At 70.7% G+C, this 20,809-nt stretch carries 21 protein-coding genes; 13 read left to right on the forward strand and 8 right to left on the reverse strand.

Features of this window, described 5'->3' with window-relative positions:
- Positions 1 to 77: 77 nt before the first annotated feature.
- The 4 genes from ACILSK_RS03490 (at position 78) to ACILSK_RS03505 (ending at position 4,532) form a co-directional block, all read left to right on the forward strand.
- Positions 78 to 2,306 carry a polyribonucleotide nucleotidyltransferase gene (locus ACILSK_RS03490; RefSeq protein ID WP_395725724.1) on the forward strand — a complete coding sequence of 743 codons (2,229 nt, stop codon included), beginning with the start codon at positions 78 to 80 and terminating at the stop codon, positions 2,304 to 2,306.
- 5 nt (positions 2,307 to 2,311) lie between these two features.
- On the forward strand, positions 2,312 to 3,655 hold the full coding sequence (locus tag ACILSK_RS03495; protein ID WP_395725725.1) for a M16 family metallopeptidase: 1,344 nt from the start codon (positions 2,312 to 2,314) through the stop codon (positions 3,653 to 3,655).
- A gap of 227 nt (positions 3,656 to 3,882) precedes the next feature.
- Positions 3,883 to 4,200 carry a putative quinol monooxygenase gene (locus ACILSK_RS03500; RefSeq protein ID WP_395725726.1) on the forward strand — a complete coding sequence of 106 codons (318 nt, stop codon included), beginning with the start codon at positions 3,883 to 3,885 and terminating at the stop codon, positions 4,198 to 4,200.
- 20 nt (positions 4,201 to 4,220) lie between these two features.
- The gene (locus tag ACILSK_RS03505; RefSeq protein ID WP_395725727.1) at positions 4,221 to 4,532 is read left to right on the forward strand and encodes a DUF1905 domain-containing protein; all 312 of its coding nucleotides are present in this window, start codon (positions 4,221 to 4,223) and stop codon (positions 4,530 to 4,532) included.
- Positions 4,533 to 4,571: 39 nt separating this feature from the next.
- Here ACILSK_RS03505 and ACILSK_RS03510 read toward each other — a convergent pair whose 3' ends face one another.
- The gene (locus ACILSK_RS03510; protein ID WP_395725728.1) at positions 4,572 to 5,120 is read right to left on the reverse strand and encodes a HutD family protein; all 549 of its coding nucleotides are present in this window, start codon (positions 5,118 to 5,120) and stop codon (positions 4,572 to 4,574) included.
- Positions 5,108 to 6,109 carry a LysR family transcriptional regulator gene (locus tag ACILSK_RS03515; RefSeq protein WP_395725729.1) on the reverse strand — a complete coding sequence of 334 codons (1,002 nt, stop codon included), beginning with the start codon at positions 6,107 to 6,109 and terminating at the stop codon, positions 5,108 to 5,110. Before ACILSK_RS03515 ends, ACILSK_RS03510 begins: the two co-directional genes overlap by 13 nt.
- Before the next feature lie 49 nt (positions 6,110 to 6,158).
- On the opposite strand from ACILSK_RS03515, the gene ACILSK_RS03520 reads away from it, so the two are divergent.
- The 3 genes from ACILSK_RS03520 (at position 6,159) to ACILSK_RS03530 (ending at position 8,252) form a co-directional block, all read left to right on the forward strand.
- Complete coding sequence (locus ACILSK_RS03520) at positions 6,159 to 7,109, forward strand: DMT family transporter (RefSeq protein WP_395725730.1); 951 nt, start codon at positions 6,159 to 6,161, stop codon at positions 7,107 to 7,109.
- 98 nt (positions 7,110 to 7,207) lie between these two features.
- Entirely contained in the window at positions 7,208 to 7,918 is a 711-nt protein-coding gene (gene dapB / locus ACILSK_RS03525) for a 4-hydroxy-tetrahydrodipicolinate reductase (RefSeq protein WP_395725838.1), read from the forward strand.
- A 16-nt stretch (positions 7,919 to 7,934) separates the two neighbouring features.
- Positions 7,935 to 8,252 (forward strand): hypothetical protein, encoded by a 318-nt coding sequence (locus ACILSK_RS03530; RefSeq protein WP_395725731.1) that lies wholly within the window; start codon positions 7,935 to 7,937, stop codon positions 8,250 to 8,252.
- A 545-nt stretch (positions 8,253 to 8,797) separates the two neighbouring features.
- On the opposite strand, the gene ACILSK_RS03535 is transcribed toward ACILSK_RS03530, so the two are convergent.
- Positions 8,798 to 9,028, reverse strand: a complete 231-nt coding sequence (locus ACILSK_RS03535) for a hypothetical protein (RefSeq protein WP_395725732.1) — start codon at positions 9,026 to 9,028, stop codon at positions 8,798 to 8,800.
- A gap of 447 nt (positions 9,029 to 9,475) precedes the next feature.
- Here ACILSK_RS03535 and ACILSK_RS03540 point away from each other — a divergent pair, with 447 nt between their 5' ends.
- Both ACILSK_RS03540 and ACILSK_RS03545 read left to right on the forward strand, forming a co-directional pair.
- Positions 9,476 to 10,483: a hypothetical protein gene (locus ACILSK_RS03540; protein WP_395725733.1), complete on the forward strand. Its 1,008-nt coding sequence runs from the start codon at positions 9,476 to 9,478 to the stop codon at positions 10,481 to 10,483.
- 145 nt (positions 10,484 to 10,628) lie between these two features.
- Positions 10,629 to 11,291, forward strand: coding sequence for a hypothetical protein (locus tag ACILSK_RS03545; RefSeq protein ID WP_395725734.1), 663 nt, complete (start codon positions 10,629 to 10,631; stop codon positions 11,289 to 11,291).
- A gap of 586 nt (positions 11,292 to 11,877) precedes the next feature.
- Here ACILSK_RS03545 and ACILSK_RS03550 read toward each other — a convergent pair.
- Together ACILSK_RS03550 and ACILSK_RS03555 are read right to left on the reverse strand one after the other, a co-directional pair.
- On the reverse strand, positions 11,878 to 13,215 hold the full coding sequence (locus ACILSK_RS03550) for an HNH endonuclease (protein WP_395725735.1): 1,338 nt from the start codon (positions 13,213 to 13,215) through the stop codon (positions 11,878 to 11,880).
- 494 nt (positions 13,216 to 13,709) lie between these two features.
- Positions 13,710 to 14,234 (reverse strand): GNAT family N-acetyltransferase, encoded by a 525-nt coding sequence (locus ACILSK_RS03555; protein ID WP_395725736.1) that lies wholly within the window; start codon positions 14,232 to 14,234, stop codon positions 13,710 to 13,712.
- Between the two features lie 289 nt (positions 14,235 to 14,523).
- Between ACILSK_RS03555 and ACILSK_RS03560 the strand changes: the two genes are divergently transcribed.
- Entirely contained in the window at positions 14,524 to 15,762 is a 1,239-nt protein-coding gene (locus tag ACILSK_RS03560; RefSeq protein ID WP_395725737.1) for a winged helix-turn-helix domain-containing protein, read from the forward strand.
- A gap of 9 nt (positions 15,763 to 15,771) precedes the next feature.
- Complete coding sequence (locus tag ACILSK_RS03565; protein ID WP_395725738.1) at positions 15,772 to 17,181, forward strand: gamma-glutamyltransferase; 1,410 nt, start codon at positions 15,772 to 15,774, stop codon at positions 17,179 to 17,181.
- Between the two features lie 139 nt (positions 17,182 to 17,320).
- Here the strand turns inward: ACILSK_RS03565 and ACILSK_RS03570 are convergent, their stop codons facing one another.
- Both ACILSK_RS03570 and ACILSK_RS03575 read right to left on the reverse strand, forming a co-directional pair.
- Positions 17,321 to 18,358 carry a DUF4097 family beta strand repeat-containing protein gene (locus tag ACILSK_RS03570; protein ID WP_395725739.1) on the reverse strand — a complete coding sequence of 346 codons (1,038 nt, stop codon included), beginning with the start codon at positions 18,356 to 18,358 and terminating at the stop codon, positions 17,321 to 17,323.
- A gap of 70 nt (positions 18,359 to 18,428) precedes the next feature.
- Positions 18,429 to 18,989: a toxin-antitoxin system HicB family antitoxin gene (locus ACILSK_RS03575; protein ID WP_395725740.1), complete on the reverse strand. Its 561-nt coding sequence runs from the start codon at positions 18,987 to 18,989 to the stop codon at positions 18,429 to 18,431.
- 67 nt (positions 18,990 to 19,056) lie between these two features.
- On the opposite strand from ACILSK_RS03575, the gene ACILSK_RS03580 reads away from it, so the two are divergent.
- Positions 19,057 to 19,602: a ferritin gene (locus ACILSK_RS03580; RefSeq protein WP_395725741.1), complete on the forward strand. Its 546-nt coding sequence runs from the start codon at positions 19,057 to 19,059 to the stop codon at positions 19,600 to 19,602.
- Positions 19,599 to 20,345, forward strand: coding sequence for an FAD-dependent thymidylate synthase (thyX, locus tag ACILSK_RS03585; RefSeq protein ID WP_395725839.1), 747 nt, complete (start codon positions 19,599 to 19,601; stop codon positions 20,343 to 20,345). Before ACILSK_RS03580 ends, thyX begins: the two co-directional genes overlap by 4 nt.
- 16 nt (positions 20,346 to 20,361) lie before the next feature.
- Here thyX and ACILSK_RS03590 read toward each other — a convergent pair whose 3' ends face one another.
- Positions 20,362 to 20,784, reverse strand: coding sequence for a hypothetical protein (locus ACILSK_RS03590; protein WP_395725742.1), 423 nt, complete (start codon positions 20,782 to 20,784; stop codon positions 20,362 to 20,364).
- Positions 20,785 to 20,809 lie beyond the last annotated feature (25 nt).

Below are 20,809 nucleotides of genomic sequence, written 5' to 3' on the forward strand. Positions count from 1 at the left end.
GCACGCCGCCGTCCTGGCATCCGGGTGGCCGACCACTACCGGTCCGGCGTCGCCGCGACCGGCTACCAAGGAGCCACATGTCGGATCCAACCACCACCAGTGCCACCGCCGTCCTGGACAACGGCTCGTTCGGCACTCGCACCGTCCGGTTCGAGACCGGGCGGCTGGCCCAGCAGGCCGCCGGTGCCGTCGCCGCCTACCTGGACGACGACACGATGCTGCTGTCGGCCACCAGCGTCGGCAAGCACCCCAAGGAGCAGTTCGACTTCTTCCCGCTCACCATCGACGTGGAGGAGCGGATGTACGCCGCCGGGCGCATCCCCGGCTCGTTCTTCCGTCGGGAGGGTCGCCCGTCCGAGGACGCCATCCTGACCTGCCGGCTGATCGACCGACCGCTGCGCCCGACGTTCACCAACGGGCTGCGCAACGAGGTCCAGGTCGTCATCACCGTGATGGCGCTGAACCCGGACGACCTGTACGACGTGCTGGCCATCAACGCCGCGTCGGCGTCCACCCAGATCTCCGGCCTGCCGTTCTCCGGCCCGGTCGCCGGCGTCCGCGTGGCGCTGATCGACGGCCAGTGGGTCGCCTTCCCGCGGCACTCCGAGCTGGAGCGGGCCGTGTTCGACATGGTCGTCGCGGGCCGGCTGGCCGGTGATGATGTCGCGATCATGATGGTCGAAGCAGAAGCAACGGTGGCGACGGTGGGCTTGGTCGCCGGCGGGGCCACCGCGCCGACCGAGGAGGTCGTCGCCGAGGGCCTGGAGGCGGCCAAGCCGTTCCTGCGGGTGCTCTGCCAGGCGCAGAACGAGCTGGCCGGGAAGTCGGCCAAGCCGGTCGCCGAGTTCAAGCTCTTCCCGCCCTACCAGCAGGACGCCTACGACGCGGTCGCCGGGCTGGTCTGGGACGAGCTGAGCCAGGCGCTGACCATCGCCGGCAAGCAGGAGCGGGACACCGCGGTCGACGCGATCAAGGCCAAGGTCTACGAGACCCTCGGCGGCACCTTCGCCGGCCGCGAGTCCGAGCTGGGCAACGCCTTCCGGTCGGTCACCAAGCTGAGCGTGCGCCAACGGGTGCTGCGCGACAAGGTCCGCATCGACGGCCGCGGGCTGACCGACATCCGCACCCTGGGGGCCGAGGTCGGCTACCTGCCGCGGGTGCACGGGTCCGCGCTGTTCGAGCGGGGCGAGACGCAGATCCTGGGCGTGACCACGCTGAACATGCTCCGGATGGAGCAGCAGCTGGACACGCTGTCGCCGGAGAACCGCAAGCGCTACATGCACAACTACAACTTCCCGCCCTACTCGACCGGTGAGACCGGCCGGGTCGGCTCGCCCAAGCGGCGCGAAATCGGGCACGGCGCGCTGGCCGAGCGGGCCCTGGTGCCGGTCCTGCCGTCCCGCGAAGAGTTCCCGTACGCGATCCGCCAGGTGTCGGAGGCGTTGGGCTCCAACGGTTCCACCTCGATGGGTTCGGTCTGCGCGTCCACCCTGGCGCTGCTCAACGCCGGCGTGCCGCTCAAGGCGCCGGTCGCCGGCATCGCGATGGGCCTGGTGTCCGACGTGGTGGACGACGGAAGCACCCAGTACGTGGCGCTGACCGACATCCTGGGCGCGGAGGACGCGTTCGGCGACATGGACTTCAAGGTCGCCGGGACGCGGCAGTTCGTCACCGCCCTGCAGCTGGACACCAAGCTGGACGGCATCCCGTCCGAGGTCCTGCGGGGTGCGCTCGTGCAGGCCCGGGACGCCCGGTTCACCATCCTGGACGTGATGAACGAGGCCATCGACGCCCCGGACCCGATGAGCCAGTTCGCGCCGCGGATCACCAGCATCAAGGTGCCGGTCGACAAGATCGGCGAGGTGATCGGGCCGAAGGGCAAGATGATCAACTCGATCACCGAGGAGACCGGCGCAGACATCGCGATCGAGGACGACGGCACCGTCTTCATCTCCGGTGCGGACGGCGCGGCCGTGCAGGCGGCGATCGACAAGGTCAACGCGATCGCCAACCCGCAGCTGCCCAAGGTCGGCGAGCGGTTCCTGGGCACGGTGGTCAAGACCACCGCGTTCGGCGCGTTCGTCTCCCTGCTGCCCGGCCGCGACGGCCTGGTGCACATCAGCAAGCTGGGCCAGGGCAAGCGGATCGCCAAGGTCGAGGACGTCGTCAACGTCGGCGACAAGCTGCAGGTGGAGATCGTCGAGATCGACGCCCGGGGCAAGATCAGCCTGGTGCCGGTCAGCGCGCAGGACGCGGCCGCACCGGCTGGCGCGCCGGTCGCCGAGCCCGAGCCCGCGCAGGTCTGACCGAGGTGGCCACGCCCGCCCGCCGCACCAGAACCACGGTGCTGGAACGCGCGGCCGACGGTTCGGCCGTCACCGCGTCGCTCCTGCCCGGCGGGCTGCGCGTGGTCACCGAGAGCGTGCCCGGGGCACGCAGCGCCACCATCGGTGTCTGGGTGGGCGTGGGGTCGGTCGATGAGACCCCACGCCTGGCCGGCGCCTCGCACTTCCTGGAACACCTGCTGTTCAAGGGCACCCGGACCCGGACCGGGTACGAGATCGCGGACGCCGTCGACGCGGTCGGCGGCGAGCTCAACGCCTTCACCTCGCACGAGTACACCTGTTACTACGCCCGGATTCTCGCCGAGCAGGCGCACCTGGCGGTCGACCTGGTGTGCGACGTGGTGCTGGACGCGGTGATCGCGGCCGACGACGTCGACACCGAACGCCAGGTCATCCTGGAAGAGATCGCGATGCGCGACGACGACCCGGAGGACACGCTGGCCGACGCCTTCGCCGCCGTCGTGTTCGCCGGGCACCCGGTGGCCGCGCCGGTGATCGGTTCGGCCGAGACGATCACCGCGATGTCCCGGACCCAGATCGCCGGGTACTACCGGCGCCGGTACGCGCCGCCGAAGATGGTCGTCGCGATCGCCGGCGGGGTGGACCACGGCGACGCGCTGCGCTGGGTGCGGTCCGCGTTCCGGGCGCGTCTGGCGGTGGATCCGGCCGCCGTCCCGGCCGCCTACCGGCTCGGGCGCGGCCGTCCCCGGCCCGCCGGCCGGCCGCTGGTGGTGACCCGGGACACCGAGCAGGCCCACCTGACCCTGGGGATGCCGGCCGGCGATCGCAACGCGCCGGATCGGTACGTGCTGGCCGTGCTGTCTGCGGCGCTCGGTGGCGGGATGAGTTCCCGGCTGTTCCGATCCATCCGGGAGGAACGCGGCCTGGCCTACTCCTGCTACTCGGCGACCGCCGCCTACGCCGACGTCGGCGCCCTCTCGATCTACGCCGGCTGCGCCCCGGACCATGTCGGCGAGGTGGCCAAGCTGATCGGGCAGGAACTGGTCGACGTCGCCGAGCGCGGGCTGCGACCCGACGAGCTCAAGCGGGTGCAGGGCCAACTCTGCGGCTCGCTGGCGCTGGCCCTGGAGGATTCCGAGTCCCGGATGAGCCGGATCGGAAAGTCGATGCTGGTGCGCAGCGAGTTCCGCACGGTCGAGGACGAGTTCGCCGCGATCCGCGCGGTGACCGCCGACGAGGTCGCCGGGCTGGCCCGAAAACTGTTGCGCAACAAGCTGTCCGCCGCCGTCGTCGGGCCCTACCGGTCGCCCGACGAGCTGCCCGCGGCGCTGCGCGACCTCGCCGGCTGAGCCGGCTTTCCCGCCCCCCGCCGCACCCGCGGGACCCTCGGCCGACCGCGGGACCCTCGGCCGACCGCGCGGATCAACTTCGCCGGCGCGGATCATCTCGTCGATTCCCGTCCCACCTGTCACATTCCGCGTCGTTTCATCCGCGCATCAGCGACGGACCGATGAATTCGGCGGCGTCGATCGGTCAACGGTCGGGCCGACATCCGGCCCACCAGAAAGGGCGGGCCATGATCATCGTTGCGGGACACCTGGTCGTCGATCCGGACGCCCGGGCGCGGTACCTCGCCGGCTGCGCGGACGCGGTCCGCGCGGCCCGGGCCGCACCCGGCTGCCTGGACTTCGCCATCGGGGCCGACCTGCTCGAACCGGCCCGGGTGAACGTGTTCGAACGGTGGGTGTCGCGCGAAGCGCTGACCGCGTTCCGGGGCGACGGTCCGAGCGGCGGACAGCTCGATGCCATCCGCCGCTTCGCCGTCGACGAGTTCGCCATCGACGGGTCCGACGCCGAAGATATCCTCCCGACGACCACCCCGGGTCAGCCCTGAATCGCGTCGGGAGGAATCGAGTGGCCGGCACGCGATATGAGTTCACCGCCGAGCTGTGGCGGTGGGCCGCCCGCACCGACGCATGGGTGTTCCTGCGGCTGCCGGACGACGTGTCGGCCGAGATCGCCGACGTCCCCCGGCCGCGGGCCGGGTTCGGCGCGGTCAAGGTGTCGGTCATCATCGGCGGGACCCGTTGGCGCACCTCGATCTTTCCCGAGGGCCGCGGCGGGCCGTACGTGTTGCCGGTGAAGAAGTCGGTCCGCACCGCCGAAGGACTCGAGGTCGGCGACGTCGCCCGGGTCGGCATCGAGCCGCTCGAGGACGGCCGCTGACCGCGTCGCGGCGGGCCGTCGATCAGTCCGGTCCGCCGATCAGCGCGGTCGACCGACCAGGGCGAGCGGCAGCGAGACCGGCAGGCCGGTGAGCTGATCGGGGTCGAGGACGTCGAAGCGTTCGATGCCGTCGACTCGACCGAGCGAGACCGCGACCAGGCAGGTCGGCCCGTGGTGATCGCCGGAGTCACCGACCGTCAGGAGCGGCGCCCGGTGCTCCGAATCCGAGTCGGCGCGACCGGTGCGGACCATCAAGTTGACGGCGTGACGGGCGCCGCTCCCGAGCTCGACGAGTTCGACCTCGTCGTCGCCGGCGAACTCGGTGACGATCCCGTCGTCGACGCGACGGACGGAACCGTTGACGCTCAACGTCACCGGACCGCCGACCGGTAGCAGGTGGCGGAGCACGCCCGGGAGGGGCGAGAACGGGGCGGGGCCGGCCAACTCGGCGATGCTCAGTCGCCACGGGGGCGTGGCCGGGCCGGACAGGTCGCGGCTGCGAGTCCATGAGACGAGTTCGGTGGTCCGGCCCAGCCCGTTGGCCCAGGCCACGGACGGCGAGCGGGCGAACGCGATCATCGGGTCCATGGCTGCTCCTCGGATCGGCGTTCGGATCGAGTTTCGCGGTGGGCTCCGGCCGCTCTCGGGTCGCCGGCCAGTTGCTCTGCTCGTCGGCGCAGCGTGGTCAACAGCCGCTCGACGGTCGGGTTGCGCCACGGCCGGTCGGGTACCCAGGCCCCGACGAACCGCGTCGGCGGCGGGTCGAGGTGCAGCACGCGCACGTCGTCACGCTCGGGCAGAGCCAGCGCCGGGAGCAGGGTGACGCCGACTCCGGCGCCGACCAGCGCGGACATGAAGCGGTAGTCGCTGGATCGGCACACCACCTGGGGGCGGAAGCCGGCCAGCGCGGCCAGGGCGTCGACGACCTCGGCCGGACCGCCCCAGCCGTGGATCCAGCGGTCGTCGGAGAAGTCGGCGAGGTCGATCGTCGGCCGGTCGGCCAGCGGATGGGTGGCCGGGACGACCAGCCGGAACGGTTCGCGGAGCAGGGGCGTGTACGAGCCCGGCCCGGCTGCGGCCGCCCAGCCGCGGGGCGGTTCAGGCAGGTGGAAGTGGTACAGCAGGGCAAGATCCGCAGTGCCCTCCCGGATGGCCGCCAGCGCCCCGTCGGGTTCGGCCTCGACCACCGTGATGGCGACGTGCCGGCCGGCGGTGAGCGGGGTGAGCGCCGGGGCGAGCAGCGGCTCGCCCGCGCTCGGGAAGGTGACCACCGTGAGCGTCGGCGGCCCCTCATCACGCAGCTCACGTAGCTGCCGTTCGGCCACGGTCAGTTCGGCGTGCACGGATTCCGCGGTGGTCACCAGCAGGCGCCCGGCCTCGGTCAGGCGCACCCCGCGGGTGCTGCGGTCGACCAGCACGATGCCAACGCTTCGCTCCAGCGCCGCGACCTGCTGGGACACCGCCGACGGGGTGTGGTGCAGTGCTGCGGCGGCTCCGGCGAAGCTGCCCGCGCGGGCCACCTCGCGCAGCACCGCGAGGCGTTGCACGTCGATCATCAGTTCTCCTAACGACGTCATGCGCATTATGCCTCTACCGCTAATGGCTATCGAGCCGGAGGCTGGACTCATGTTGAGCATTCAGGAACGGTCCGGCGTCGCCCTTGCGGTGGGCGCCACCGCGTTGGTCGGCGGCTCGGTGGCCGCATCGGATCTGGTCTCGTCCTACCCGGTGCTCGGTGGCCAGGGCGTGCGGTATCTCGCGGCGGCCCTGCTCCTGCTGGCCTGGTCGCGGATCCGCCGGGTCGCGCTGCCGCGGCCGACCCGCCGTGAATGGGGGTGGCTGGCCGCGCTGGGCGCGGTGGGGATGGCGGGGTGCAGCGTTCTGATGATCGAGGCCACCCGAGTCGGCGACCCGGGCAGTGTCGGGGTGGTGATCGGCGCCGCGCCGCTGGTGATCGTGCTCGTCGGCTCGGTGGCAGCCCGCCGTCGACCGTCGGGTCGGTTGCTGGTGGCCGCACTCGTCGTCACGGCGGGTGCCGGGATCGCCCAGTTCGGCGCGGGCGGCGGAGCGGTCGATCCGCTCAGTGTGCTGCTGTCGCTGGGTGCGCTCGGCGGCGCCGTGGGCATGACCGTGCTGGCCGCACCGGTGTTGCCGCGCCTGGGCTCCCTGGCCGCCACCGTGTACTCGTGCGCGCTGGCCGGGGTGATGCTGCTGGTGGCCGGGTCGGTCGTCGGTTCGGTGACCGGCACGGACCTGCTGCGGATGCCGACGCCCGCCGAATGGGGCGCGCTGACCTACCTCGCCGTCCTGGTCACCGCCGTGGTGTGCGTGGCCTGGTTCGCTTCGATGGATCGGCTCGGGGCCGCCCGGACCGGCCTGTTCAACGGCGTCATCCCGGTGGCCGGCCTGGCGGCGGTCACGCTGGTCGGCGTCGGCCACGTGACGGTGCCTCAGGTGGGTGGCGCGCTGGCCGTGCTGGCCGGCGTGCTGCTGGGCCTGACGGCCGGCCCGACCGGGCAACCGGCGGCCGGTGTCGGCTCGCTTCGACGGGCACCGGAGAATGCAACGCGACATTGAGCAAATGCGGATCGGAGAACGGACGAGATGACCGCTGGGAGCGTGGACCGGTGACCGAGGAGCCGTTGCGGGTCGGGGTGATCGGGGCTCGCGGCCGCATGGGCGCGCAGACATGTCAGGCGGTGGTCGAGGCGCCGGACATGGACCTGGTTGCCGCGGTCGGAGGCCGCGAGTGGCTGTTCTCGTTGGCCGACGCGGACAGCCAGGTCGTGGTCGACTTCAGCCACCCGGATGTGGTGATGGACCACATCCGGTTCTGCCTGGACAACAACATCCATATTGTGGCGGGCACGTCGGGCTTCGACCAGGAGCGTCTGGACACCATCACCGACTGGCTGCAGGCCAAGCCGGACCTTGGCGTCATCGTCGTGCCGAACTTCGCGATCGGGGCGGTCCTGGCCGCCCGCTTCGCCCGGGAGGCCGCGCGCTTCTTCGACTCCGTCGAGATCATTGAGCTGCACCATGCCGGCAAGGCCGACGCGCCGTCCGGAACGGCCGCGGCCACCGCACGGGCGGTGGCCGCAGCCCGGGCCGCGGCCGGGGTCGGGCCCGGTCCGGACGCGACCACGATCGAACAACCCGGCGCGCGGGGCGCCTCGGTGGACGGCATCCGGGTGCACTCGGTGCGGCTGCCCGGGCTGGTCGCCCACCAGGAGGTCATCCTCGGAACGGCGGGGGAGACGTTGACCATCCGTCATGACTCCCTGGACCGGGTCTCGTTCATGCCCGGCGTGCTCACCGCGGTCCGCGCGGCCCCGGCCCGGCCGGGTCTCACCCAGGGGCTCGAACAGCTCCTGGGCATCGCCTGACCGTGGCAGGAACCTCGTGAGCAAGGCGGGCGCGGTCCTGGTCTTCTGGGAACTGCGTTTCGGCTGGCAGACGCAGCGGCTGGCCCGGCAGCTGGCGCAGGACGGTCAGCTGCCCGACGTCGCGGACCTGCCGGTGCGACCCTCCGGACGCGTCGAGCGGGACGCCGCTGACGCGCACTTCGAGACGGTCAAGGCCCGGGTCGAGGGCGCGCCCGACGACTGGCGCGGCTGGTACGCACTAGCCCACGCCTACGACCTGGCCGGTGACCGGAAGCGCGCCCGTTCGGCCATGCGGCACGCGATTGCGTTGGAGGGTGGCCAGGCGGCGGAGTGAGCGGCGCCGGAGCGCGCGGCGCGGAGCCAGCCGGATGGAAGTTGCCGTTGATGCGGAATTGCGCCGCGTCGTCGCCCACCGCAATTGATCTTGAGTTATCCACAACGCCGAAAGTTGATTTCTTCCGTGCCCGCCTCGCTGGGTATCGTCACCCGATCACGCGGGCAACGTGGACGGAGGCCAACAGGTGGTGGCCCTTCAGTGTCTGATGCGGGGCCTGCTGCCGGTCGGGCATGGGTTGGTCGAGCACCGAGACCTCCCGTTCGTGCCGGCCGACGTGCAATCGGACCCGGGGACCGGGGATGGATTCCCGACTACCCACCGTGTGGCCGGCCCAGCGGTTGGCGGCACTGCCGCAGTTCGCGGCGACAGCCCCGTGCGCGGCGCCGGCGCAGACCCGGCCGCTCAGCGTCTCCAGCGTCCCGATGTCGGTGCGGTGAGCGTCCGCAGCGGCCAGGCAGCACCGCGCAGACCAGCACCGATCCCTCGGGTCGGCAGGCCCTTCGTGGTAGATGCGGGTACTTCTGCACAGTTGTCCGAAGGGATCACACGATGAACCTCGGTACGCGCGTCCGAGGCGCCGCCATCGCGGCCGGGGTGCTCGTCCTCGCCGCCGGGTGCACCACCAGCTCGGCCGACGGTCCGACGTCGACGGCAATCGTGTCCGTGACCGCCAGTCCGTCAGTGGTCGACCCGAGCACGTTCCTCCCGAGTTCGAGCGTGCCGTCGCCGAGCACGGTGGAGTCGTCGCCATTGGCACCACCCTCGGCCGACATCTCGCCTCAGGAGGCAGCCGACCGCGCTGCCATCGAGGCACAGTGGACGGAATTCTGGTCCATTTACACCAACATTGTTCGAACGCCTGCCGATCAAAGATCGGCCGTGTTGGATTCAGTGAGTATCGATCCGGCGAAGTCTAAGGTACTCAGCGCCGCGTCCAAATTTGAAGCAGATGGCCTAGACTATTACGGGAATGTCATTCTTCGACCATACTCGATTCAAATAGACTCCGTGCAGGGGCTCGCCATACTCGAAGATTGCCAGGACCAGAGCGGCTATGGATCAGTCTACGTCAGTTCTGGAAAGAAGAGAACAGTTGGCGTGTCGGACAATCACACACAGGCTGGCCTCGTACGCGGATCGGACGGGATCTGGCGAGTCCAGAACGTCCAGTACCCAACGAATGTGCCATGCTAACCCGTTCGTTCCTCCTGGTAATCGCCATGATTGCAGTACTGGCGCTCCCGACACCGAGCGCATACGCGAAGCTGCTGGATGAGGGCGACAACAATGAGGGTGTCGATGTCGAAAGGGGCAACGGGAGCGGCGACGAAGCATTCAGCCTTCTGACACTGATGGTCTCCTCGGTCGAGGAGGCGTTTTCGGACGCTGCGGAGGTCGTTGACGATATGACCGAATTCGCAAGTCTTGGCTCTGCTTCATCATGGCCGAAGGACCCTATGGCGGGCCTGGGGCTGGTGCAAAATGAGACGTACTGTGGTTGGGCGAGCCTTTCATCACCACTCGACCCAGGCGATCCGGCCTGGGGTGGAAATTCTGCGGCGGACGGCGAGGTGAAATGGAAGAGTTGCGCCATTCTTGGCCCTGGCACTCCTGACGCCCCTGGGAACCTCGAGGGTCGGCCGGTCGAGTTGCAGTTCTTTCCCAACGCGGTTCTCGCAGCCGCTGCGGTGCCACCGCCCCCGGATCCGAGGGTCATCGCCGAACGTGCAATTCGTCAGCTTCAAGTACCGGCACCGCATATCAGCGCTGGACCGGACAAAGCAAAGCTGGCGGTCAACCTATGGACGTGGCTCTGGATCGACAGTCCAGGACCCTTGACGGCCACGGCGGCCGCTGGAGGAGTTTCGGTCACGGCTACTGCGACACTGGATTCAACGACATGGTCCCTCGGCGAGCCCGTCGCCACCGGCGGACCTTACGAATCTGGGCCTCCCGTCACGATCACCTGCCAGGGCACCGGAACCGCGCCGCCGGTGGGCTATGACTGGAAGGCCCAACCTCCCTGCGGACACAAGTACACCTGGATGTCCGCCAAGGACCGCACGGGCGGAAGCGGCAAATGGCCGATCACTGCGACCTCGAACTGGAACGTGACGTGGCAGTCGAACACCGGCGTTTCGGGATCGACCGTTCTCAATGCATCGAGCACCGAAGCCCTCGAGATCGGTGAATATCGCACCGTCCTTGTCCAGGGACCAGGCGGCTAGCTTGATCAAGCGCCTCCGCGTCAGTCGGCTCGGTGCGACGTCGCTCGATCGCGGTCGAGACTTTCGAAGCTTGGTTCGCACCCGGACCGGGGGCACCGAATCGGGTTCGAGCGCAGGATTGGGGACGGACTCCAGCATGCAACCGATGATTCCGACCCTGACCGGCGTTGGTCTCGGGCGAACTATTGGCATCGCGCTCTGCGCCGTACTCTTTAGCGTCTGTACAGGCTGCGCCACTGAACCTATGGCGCAATCCAACACTTCCGTTGTCGTGGTCACGGTGTCAGCCGGGTCGTCGACTTCAGTCTCCACGTCGTCAACGGCACCATCGCTGAGTCCACCCCCGGAATCGGCAGCGAGTTCGACTGCCACGTCGATTCCGATCGCTCCGGAAGCGCGAGAGGCCGCCGACCGCGCCGGCATCGAAAGTCAGTGGAATTCCTTCTGGCGCGCGTTCGCCGACATCGTGCGCACTCCTGTCGACCAGCGGGAAGGTGTCCTGGCGGCCGTGGCTACCCCGGACATGAATGAACGGATGCGAGCCGCGATTGCGGATGGCGACGGATCCGGAATCGACAACTACGGGTACGTCAAGCACCACATCATCTTTCCAATGTCGATCGACGGTGCACCGATCGCGCCCATCGCCGACTGCCAGGACCAATCCGAGACCGGGACTGTCGAAACGGCAACCGGGAAGGTCCTCACGACCGGCGAGCCACGCGTGAACATTCGCGGCGAGATGCACAAGGGCGAGGACGGAATCTGGCGGGTGCACTCACTATTCGCCCCGGGCGGCGACTGCTGACCCGTGCTATCCGCTGGTGCCGGAGCCGGGCCATTGGAGGTCGACGTTGACGGCCGGCAGCCAGGGCTCCGGGGTTGACGTCCAGGGCGCCGATGTCCGTGCCCAGGGTGCGGAGGTGGGGGGTTTCGGTGGCCGGCTGCGGTAGCGGTGCCCGGTCGGGGTGGTGGTGACGATGGTGCCGTCCCGCACCTGGGTGGCCCAGCCCCGCNATGGAGTTTCCGTCACGGCAACGGCCACGCTCACTTCCGTCACATGGTCCCTCGGCGAGCCCGCCGCCACCGGCGGACCTTACGAATCCGGGCCTCCCGTCACGATCACCTGCCAGGGCACCGGAACCGCGCCGCCGATGGGCTATGACTGGAAGGCCGAGCCGCCCTGCGGGCACAAATACACCTGGATGTCCGCGAAGGATAGAACCGGCGGAACCGGCAAGTGGCCGATCACGGCTACGTCGAACTGGACTGTCACCTGGCAGTCGAATACGGGAGTCTCGGGTTCCGGGACCTTGAACGCAACCGGCAATGACGCCCTGGAGATTGGCGAGTACCGAGTCGTCCTCGTCCAAGGCGACGGCGGCTGACCTTCACTATCCGCTGGTGCCGGAGCCGGGCCATTGGAGGTCGACGTTGACGGCCGGCAGCCAGGGCTCCGGGGTTGACGTCCAGGGCGCCGATGTCCGTGCCCAGGGCGGCGAGGTGGGGGGTTTCGGTGGCCGGCTGCGGTACCGGTGTCCGGTCGGGGTGGTGGTCACGATGGTGCCGTCCCGCACCTGGGTGGCCCAGCCCCGCAGATCCTTCGTCAGGTTGCACCGGGCGCAGCGACCGTTGCCGTTGCGCAGGTCGGTGTTCCCACCCTTCGCCACGGCCACGGCGTGGTCGGCGTGCCGGATCGGCGCCCCACACCACGGCGTGCGGCACACCTGATCCCGCACGGTCAGAAACATCCTTGCGGCGGACGGGAAGTCTCGCCGCCGGGCATCGGTGGCGGCCAGCTCCCCGCTGGTCGGGTCGGTGAACAACCGCCGCACCCACACCCGGGTCTGCTCGTCCGCGCGGACCAGGTCCCGGGCGAGCGGCGCGGGGATCGGCCCGACCCCGACGACGTGGGCGGGTTCATCGTCGGCGTCGACCAGGGTCCGGTCGGTCATCACCAGATGCACCTCGACGCCGGGTACCTGCGGTGGCCCCTCGGCCGGTGTCAGTACCCGGTCCACCAGGGCGTCGGCCATGATCTGACCCTTGGACCGGTGCTCGTCCCCGTCACCCGCACCGGTCATCGCGAAGCGGTGCAGTTCCCCGAACACCGCGCACCCGTCCTTCACCGGTAGCAGCGCCGTCACGTACGTCATGCAGTCCGGCGCCGGCCGGATACTGACCCGCCGGTCCACCGCCGCCTTCGCCGCCCGTTCCGCCGCACCATGCGGATCCAGCCGCTGCGCCCACGCCCGCGCCTCCCGCTCGGTCCGCGCATCACCCCACCCGGCCAGCTCGCCCGCGATCGCCGCATCGATCTGCGCGCGGTGCTCCACCGACAGGTGCGCGGTTTCCCGGGCGATGATCGTGGCCCGCCATTCACTGGCCTCCCCGGCCGCGAGCACGGCCAGCACCCCGGGCATTTCCCGCACCAGGGTGCGAGCCAACCCGACATGCCGGTTCCCTTTGTGCGCGCTGTCCCGCCGGGCCAACCCGACCTGCCCGCACACCGACCGGCTGATCTCTCCCGGCTTCGACCCCGCCGCCACCAACAACGCCCGCTGCGACCCGGCGAACCCGTCCGTCACCTGCGCCTGCCGGGCGAACGCCGCCGACTTCACCCGCTCCAACGCCGTCAGCTCATCGATCCGCTCCGGGTCGGTCAACTCGTCCAGGCCCGCCGCGGCCACGGCCGCGAGGAACGCGGCAGCGGCCTCGAGGATCGACGACATACGTTCGATTCTACCGACCCCATGCGCTCGTGACAAGGGAAAACGCCTGGTAAACACAATGCGTTCGAACAGGTGAACCCCGCCAAAGAGTCCTCCAACTACAGCGTCTCACCGACCTACGACACTCACGGAGGACCGGGAGGTCCAACCGGCTCCGGCTCGACCCCCACCCGCCCAGCTGCGGTCGGCGCCGCCCGTGGACCGCCGGCGTGCCAGCGCAGCCGGGCCCTGGCGACGGCGACCCGGGTCTCCCGCAGAACCGATCAGCGCGCCGAGGTTGCCACCACGACGGCCAGCCGGTGCGGCAGGGCCAGCCGTTCCCGCACCGCCGATTCGGAGCAGCAGGGGAGATGTCCACCCAAGAAGGGAGTCGTCGACTATCGGGGCCGATGTGGTGCGTCCGGATGGGACGGCAGGCGTCGGCCGCGCCAGACTGCTCCGACCAGCGACTTCCGCCAGCTCAACGGGATGAGCGCCGCGTCACCGTCAGTGCGTCAGATCGCGACAAGGTCCAGGGTCCCCGACCAGCGCAACTCGATGATCGGCGCCGCGCCGGTGTCCAACTCTCGCCGGACCCCATCCTCGGCCCAGCCGGCCGCCGTCAGGAAGCGGGCCGTCGCCGAGTCCACCTGCGGCACCCACCATCGCCCGGTTCGGGCGCCGCGGCGGCGCAGTTCCGCGGCGGTCGCGACGAGCAGTCGACCGCCGTGACCGCGCCTACCCCAGCGCGGCACGACGTGCAGCACCTCGATCTCGCCGAGTGTGTCGAGCAGATTGCGCCGGTCCGGTTCGCTCGTCGCGGCGGCGAACCCGACCGGCTCGGTGCCTTCCAAAGCCAACAGCACCGGCCCGCCCCACTCGATGCGGTTCGCCCAGGACGCGGAGTGCGAAGTCGGATCGGTATTCACCGCCGCCGCGGGCAACACGGTTGCGAACGACTGTCGCCAGACCGCGAGCTGCAATCGGGCGATCGTCGGGGCATCGTCGACGGACGCCGGGCGGACGGAACTGGTGGTCACGAACGGCCAGCATGCCAGGATCCGGGCACTGTCAGTGCCGGGTGGCAGCATCGGCCCCATGAGGCTGAGCACCGTGTCGCCCCGCCCGGCTCCGGCGGGCACCGCACCCGCCGCGGCACCCGCATCCGCCGCGGCACCCGCATCCGTCGCGGCACCCGCATCCGTCGCGGCACCCGCATCCGTCGCGGCACCCGCATCCGTCGCGGCACCCGCATCCGTCGCGGCACCCGCATCCGTCGCGGCACCCGCATCCGTCGCGGCAGTCGACAAGCGCCGGCCGAGGCCCGCGGTGCTGGCCCTGACCGCCGGCCAGGCGCGCCGCATCGCGATCTCGGCACAGCAGCTGGCCTCGCCGCAGCCCGACGAGGCACGGCCGGTCAACCGGGGACATCTGCGCCGACTGGTCGACACGATCGGCCTGCTGCAGATCGACTCGGTGAACGTGCTTGCCCGCGCTCATCTGCTGCCGTTGTTCAGCCGGTTGGGCCCGTACCCGACCGGCCTGCTCGAGGGGGCGGCGTGGCCGATTCAGAATCGGGACCGGTTGCTGGTGGAGTCCTGGGCCCACATGGCCTCGTTGATTCCCGTCGAACGCGAGCCGCTGCTGCGGTGGCGCCAACGGGAACGGGAGGTCGACGGTCCATGGGGAATGCTCAAGCGGTTGCAGGCCGAGCATCCCGGCTTCCTGGACGTCGTGCTTGACGCCATCCGCGATCTCGGGCCCAGCTCGGCGGGTGATATCGAACGGGCTCTCGAGGCCCCCGGCCGCGACGTCGCCGGCTGGTGGGAGTGGTCGATCACCAAGATTGCCTGCGAGCACCTGTTCATGGTGGGCGCGATCGGCGTGACCCGGCGGCGCGGCTTCGAGCGCGTCTTCGACCTGACCGAACGGGTGCTGCCGGCGGGTGTGGCCGCCGCGGCCACGCCGGCCGAGCCGGACGCCAAACGGGAGCTCGTTGCGCTGGCCGCCCGGGCGCACGGCATCGGGACGGTGGCCGACCTCGCCGACTACTACCGGATGGGCATCGCGGACACCCGGCGCGCGCTGGCCGACCTGGTCGAGGACGGCCGGGTCCGGCCCGTCGAGGTCCGGGGGTGGGATCAGCCGGCGTTCCTGCACCGCGAAGCCCGACTCCCACGAGCGGTGGACGGTGCCGCCTTGCTCAGTCCCTTCGATCCGCTCGTCTGGCGGCGGGAGCGGACGGAACGGCTGTTCGGCATGCACTATCGGATCGAGATCTACACACCGGCGGCGAAGCGGGTCTACGGGTACTACGTGTTGCCGTTGTTGGTCGGCGACAGTCTGGCCGGCCGGTTCGATCTGAAGGCCGATCGGGCCGCCGGCCGGCTGTTGGTCCAGGCCTCATGGTCGGAACCGGGCGCCGACCTGGCGCCGATGCTGGAGGTCGCCGCCACCGAACTGCGACGGATGGCGCGGTGGCTCGACCTGCCGGAGCTGGTGGTCGTCCCGCGCGGGAACCTGGCGGCGGCCCTTTCGCGTCATCCGAGTCTCGCGAGGGGCGGATAACCTTCCTCGGTGACCTCCTTGCCCGCATCCGTCGCCGCCGGACATCCGGCCACCGCCGCGGCCGGTCGGGACATCCTCCGGGACGGCGGATCGGCGGCGGACGCCGTCGCCGCGATGATCCTGGCGAGCTGCGTATCGGAGACCCTGTTCACCGGACTTGGCGGTGGCGGCTTTGCGACCGTCTACGAGGCGTCCACCAGGCAGGTGCACTGTCTGGATTTCTTCGTCGCCGTCCCCGGGCTGGACGGCACCGTGCCCGCGCCGGCCAGGGACATCAAAGTGGCGTTCGGCGACGTCGATGTGCCCTACGCGGTCGGTGGCCCGAGTGTCGCCGTGCCCGGCACGCCGGCCGGGGTGGCCGCCTTGCACTCGTCCTTCGGTCAATTGGAATGGTCGCAGATCGTCCGTCCGGCTCGGGACCTCGCAGAGAAGGGGACCCCGTTCCCGATGCAGCACGCGGTCCTGTTGCCCGATGTGGCGGCGGCGATGGTGCTGGGCGACGGGGTCGCGGTGTACTCCCGCCCGGACGGGAGCGGCGGCCGACGCCACCTGGGTCCGGGCGAGCTGCTTCATCACGAGGGCCTGGCCGACACCCTTGACGACTACCTGAACGAAGGGCCCGAGGCCCTGACCACCGGCGAGCGCGGCCGGGCGTTCGTCGCGGCGGTCCGGGCCGACGGTGGTGCGCTCTCCGACGTCGACATGGCCGCCTACCGGGCGCAGGAACTGACCGTGGCGCGGACCCGATTCGGTCCGGGGATCATCTGCGTCCGGGACAACGATCTGGATGAATTTGCCTACACGGCAAGCGTTCTCGAGCAGAGCGGGGCGAGTCGCGACCCGGTGACGCGGGCTCGGCAGTTGGCCCGGGCCCTGCGTGCGCCGGCACGTCGCGCGGAGACCACCACGCTGGTCGCCGTCGATTCCAACGGAAACGCCTGCGCGGCCACGCATTCGCTGGGGCTCGGCTCGGGCGTCTGGCACGGCGGGGTCCATGGCAACTCGATGCTCGGCGAGGGCGAACTGCTGCGCGCGCAGATGGCGCCGGGGGACCGGATGCCGTCGATGATGGTTCCGCTGGTGGTGACCGACCCCGCCGGTGCGCTGCTGTTCGCCGGCGGCGCGGCCGGCGGCAGCCGTATCCGGCCCGCCCTGCTCCAGGTGCTGACCCGGGTGCTGATCGACGGGCGGAGCCCGGCGGAGGCGGTGGCGGCGCCGCGGATGACCGCCACCCCCGACGCCGTCCACCTCGAACCGGGATTCGGTCCCGGCGTGATCGCGGCCCTGATCGACGACGGCGAGAACGTCGTGCAGTGGCCGGAGCAGCGGCCGTTCTTCGGCGGGGTCGCCGTCGTCGGCGAGGACGGACCGGCCGCGGACCCGCGTCGCGGCGGCCTGGCGCTCCGCCTGGATCCCTGAGCCCCGGTCCGGCGACCTGAGCCCCGGTCCGGCGACCTGAGCCCCGGTCCGGCGACCTGAGCCCCGAACCGGTCCCCGGTCCGCGCGGTCAGGGTCCGCGCGGTCAGCCGGTCCGGCGCGGTCAGCCGGTCCGGCCCGGTCAGCCGGCCTCGGCGCGGCGCAGCCGGACATCGCCCGATGTGGTCTTGACCCGCAGTTCCAGCACCGGCTCGTCCGCACCGACGGCCCCGTCGAGCGGCCGGCCCGACCCCGCGTCCGCGCTCCCGGTCTCGGCTTCGGTGTCGGGATTCACCATCGCGTCCACGACGGCGTCGACGACCCCGTCGGCCGCAGAATCCGGCCGGGCCGGCGGCTCGTCGCTGACCACGAAGTCGTTGTGTGTCGTGCCCGAGACGGTGCTCAGGTCGATCGCGGCCAGCGTGCCGGCGTGCACGCCGACCTCCACGTCCCCGGACACGGTGATCAGCTCGACCCGGCCCGAGACGGCGTCCGCCACCCGGACGTCGCCGGAGACGCTCCGCGCGGACAGGTCGTCGCCGGCACCATCAACCCGGATATCACCGGAGGTCGAGTGCAGCTGGGCCTCCGACCGAACCCGCCGCAGCTCGATGTCGCCCGAGGCGGTCCGGATGTCGCATTCGGCGGTGTCCGCGATCGTCACGTCACCGCTGGCGGTCTGCACCACCGAACGGCCGAGCACCTGATCGAGGCGGACGTCGCCCGACGCCGTCCGCACCTCGACGCGTCCGGCGATGCCGGTGGTCACCGTGCCGGCCGACTGGGTCTGCACCCGCACCCCGGATCCGGCGGGGGCGGTGATGTGCACGGTGAACGCGGACTTCCACCCGTCCCGGGCCGGGTCGGTGTCGACGATCAGGGTCGTGGATTCGCCGCCGTCGCCGTGCTGGCGAAGGTCCACCCGGACCCGTTCGGTCGGGTCGTCGAGGGGCCGGTCCTCCCGGTAGCCGCTCGGTGCACTGTCGGCGCCGCCGCTGCGCGCGCCGGCGAACTGGGCCTTGGCCGCTCGGATCACGTCGTCCAGAAAGCCGAGCGGGTGCGACGGGCCGGGCACCACATCGATGGTCGACGTCGTGACGTCGGCCAGGTCGACCTGGACGGAGCCGGCGGAGTTGCGGATCTCGATGGTGATCGGTTCGGGGGTCAGGAAGGTCTGCATGGGGTCCTCATCTCAGGGCCGGTGGGTCGAGCGGCGCCTGCGGGCGGGGTGGGGCGGGAGGGTGAACAGCTCATCCGCGGATGTAGCCGGTGACGTTGCGGTCGTTGGCGCCGCCCCGACCGCGCTGGTTCTTGTTGGGCACCGCGGACCGCACCGAGTCCGACACGGCGCGGGAGATGTAGGTGTTCAACGAGACACCCTGGTCGGCGGCGGCCCGCTCGGCCTGCGACTTGAGCTCGTTGAACAGCCGAACCGTGGTTCGCGAGAGTTCGCCGCTGGCGTCCTGGACGGCCCGCTTGAGATCGTCGGGCGAGTCGGCGCCGCCCGGGCCGGACGCATCCGGTTTGCGCAGATACTCCGAGGTCCCGGCGGCGACGGGCTCCGGACCGTGGTGCTCGGTGACCGACAGCCGGACGTCCCGGCCGTCCAGTTTCAGTTCGACGGTCGTATCCCGGAGGGCGCCGGTCACTTCGGCGGCGAGATCCGAGAGGGCGTTCATGATGGCCAGTCGGGCGGCGGGCTCGATCGCGCCGGCCAGCATCACCGCGGCGCGGCGAGCGTCGTCGTCGCCGACGGATGCCGCGGTGATCAGGTCATCGCGCAGGCTCTGGGTGTAGGGCGTGAGGTCCATGACGCCATGATGACACCACTATGACGTCTCTTCAAGGGGGTATGACGTCACCCGTACTATTCCGGCCATGACCGCCACCGACACGTCCAGCCGTTACGTCGGCCTGCTACGCGAGCAGGTCCGCCACGAGTTCAACGCCAGCCAGCAGTACATCGCGATCGCGGTCTGGTTCGACGCCCACGACCTGCCCCAGCTGGCCGCGCACTTCTACCGGCAGTCGGTCGAGGAGCGCAACCACGCCATGATGATCGTGCAGTGGATGCTGGACCGCGATCTTCAGGTGCCGATCCCCGGCGTCGATGAGGTGCGCAGCGACTTCGACTCGGTGGTCGACCCGATCGCGCTGGCCCTGGCCCAGGAGCGCACGGTCACCGACCAGATCAAGGAACTGTTCGCGACCGCGCGCGCCGAGAACGACTTCCTGGGCGAGCAGTTCATGCTCTGGTTCCTCAAGGAGCAGGTCGAGGAGGTCGCCTCCATGTCGACGTTGCTGAACGTCGCCCAGCGGGCCGGCAGCGACTGGTTCGAGATCGAGACCTACCTGGCCCGCGAACAGGTCGGTGACTCCGGTTCCGACGCGAGCGCGCCGACGGCGGCCGGGGGCGCGCTCTGAGCGCACCGCCGACGGTCCGGCTGATCGCCCGGACCGAGTTCCTGCCGCCGCCGGATGTGCCCTGGACGACGGACGCGTCCGGCGGTCAGGCGCTTGCGGAATTCGCCGGACGGGCCTGCTACCAGTCGTGGAGCAAGCCGATCCCGGCCACCGCGACCAACGCGGGGTACCTGGACCACATCCTCAACGTCGGCCATCTGTCCGTGCTCGAACACAGCACCGCGACCTTCTACATCACCGACGTGTCCCGGTCGGTGACTCACGAGCTGATCCGGCACCGGCACTTCTCCTACTCCCAGCTGTCCCAGCGGTACCTGCCGGCGGCCGGCCCGGAGGTCGCCGAGCCGGAGGCGATTGCCGCCGATCCGGAACTGCACGCCGTCTTCGTCGACGCCGCCCGGCACGCCGCCGACGCCTACGGCCGGCTGCTGGCCGGGTTGGAGGAGCGAGCGGCGCGGGCGCCCGACGGCACCCTGGCTCGCAAGCAGGCCCGGCAGGCGGCGCGTTCGGTGCTGCCCAACGCGACCACGACCGCCATCGTCGTCACCGGCAACTACCGGGCCTGGCGGCACTTCATCGGGATGCGGGCGACCGAGGCGGCCGACGTGGAGATCCGTTCGTTGGCCGTCGCGGTGCTGCGTGAGCTACAGATGCTGGCGCCCAACGTGTTCGCGGATTTCCGGATCAGCGATTTGCCCGACGGCACCGCGGTCGCCGCCTCGCCGCTGGTCGGGGACGGCTGACCGCGGCGAACCGTGGTCAGCGGCTTACTACGGCGATGACCTCGAACGGCGTGCCCTGCTGGCAGGTCGTCATCAGGTCCGGCTCGTAGGTGCCGGTCACCTCCACCTGCGAATTGACCGGGTGGGCCCGCAAGTCCCAGCCCTGCAGGTTGGCCACCACGGCGCCGGAGGCGTCGACCAGCACCACGCAGCCGCTCTCGACCCCCGCGGTCACCGTGCCCTGCACGGTGGTGGTGGCACCGCCGGCCGGCGCGGACTCCGAGACGGTCGACGACTCGGCCGCCGTCGACGCGGCCGGCGCCGAGGAGGTGGTCGGCTGCGGTTGCCCGGAGGATCCGCACCCGGCCAGGAGCAGGAGCGGCGTCAGGACGAGCGCCCCGAGCAGAGGCCCGCGAACGATCGCCGATCGGTCGGATTGCGTTGTCCGCACCTGGCTCACTTACGCAGTGTGAGCGACGCGGCGG

It is taken from the genome of Nakamurella sp. (assembly GCF_044224575.1).
Lineage (GTDB): Bacteria > Actinomycetota > Actinomycetes > Mycobacteriales > Nakamurellaceae > Nakamurella.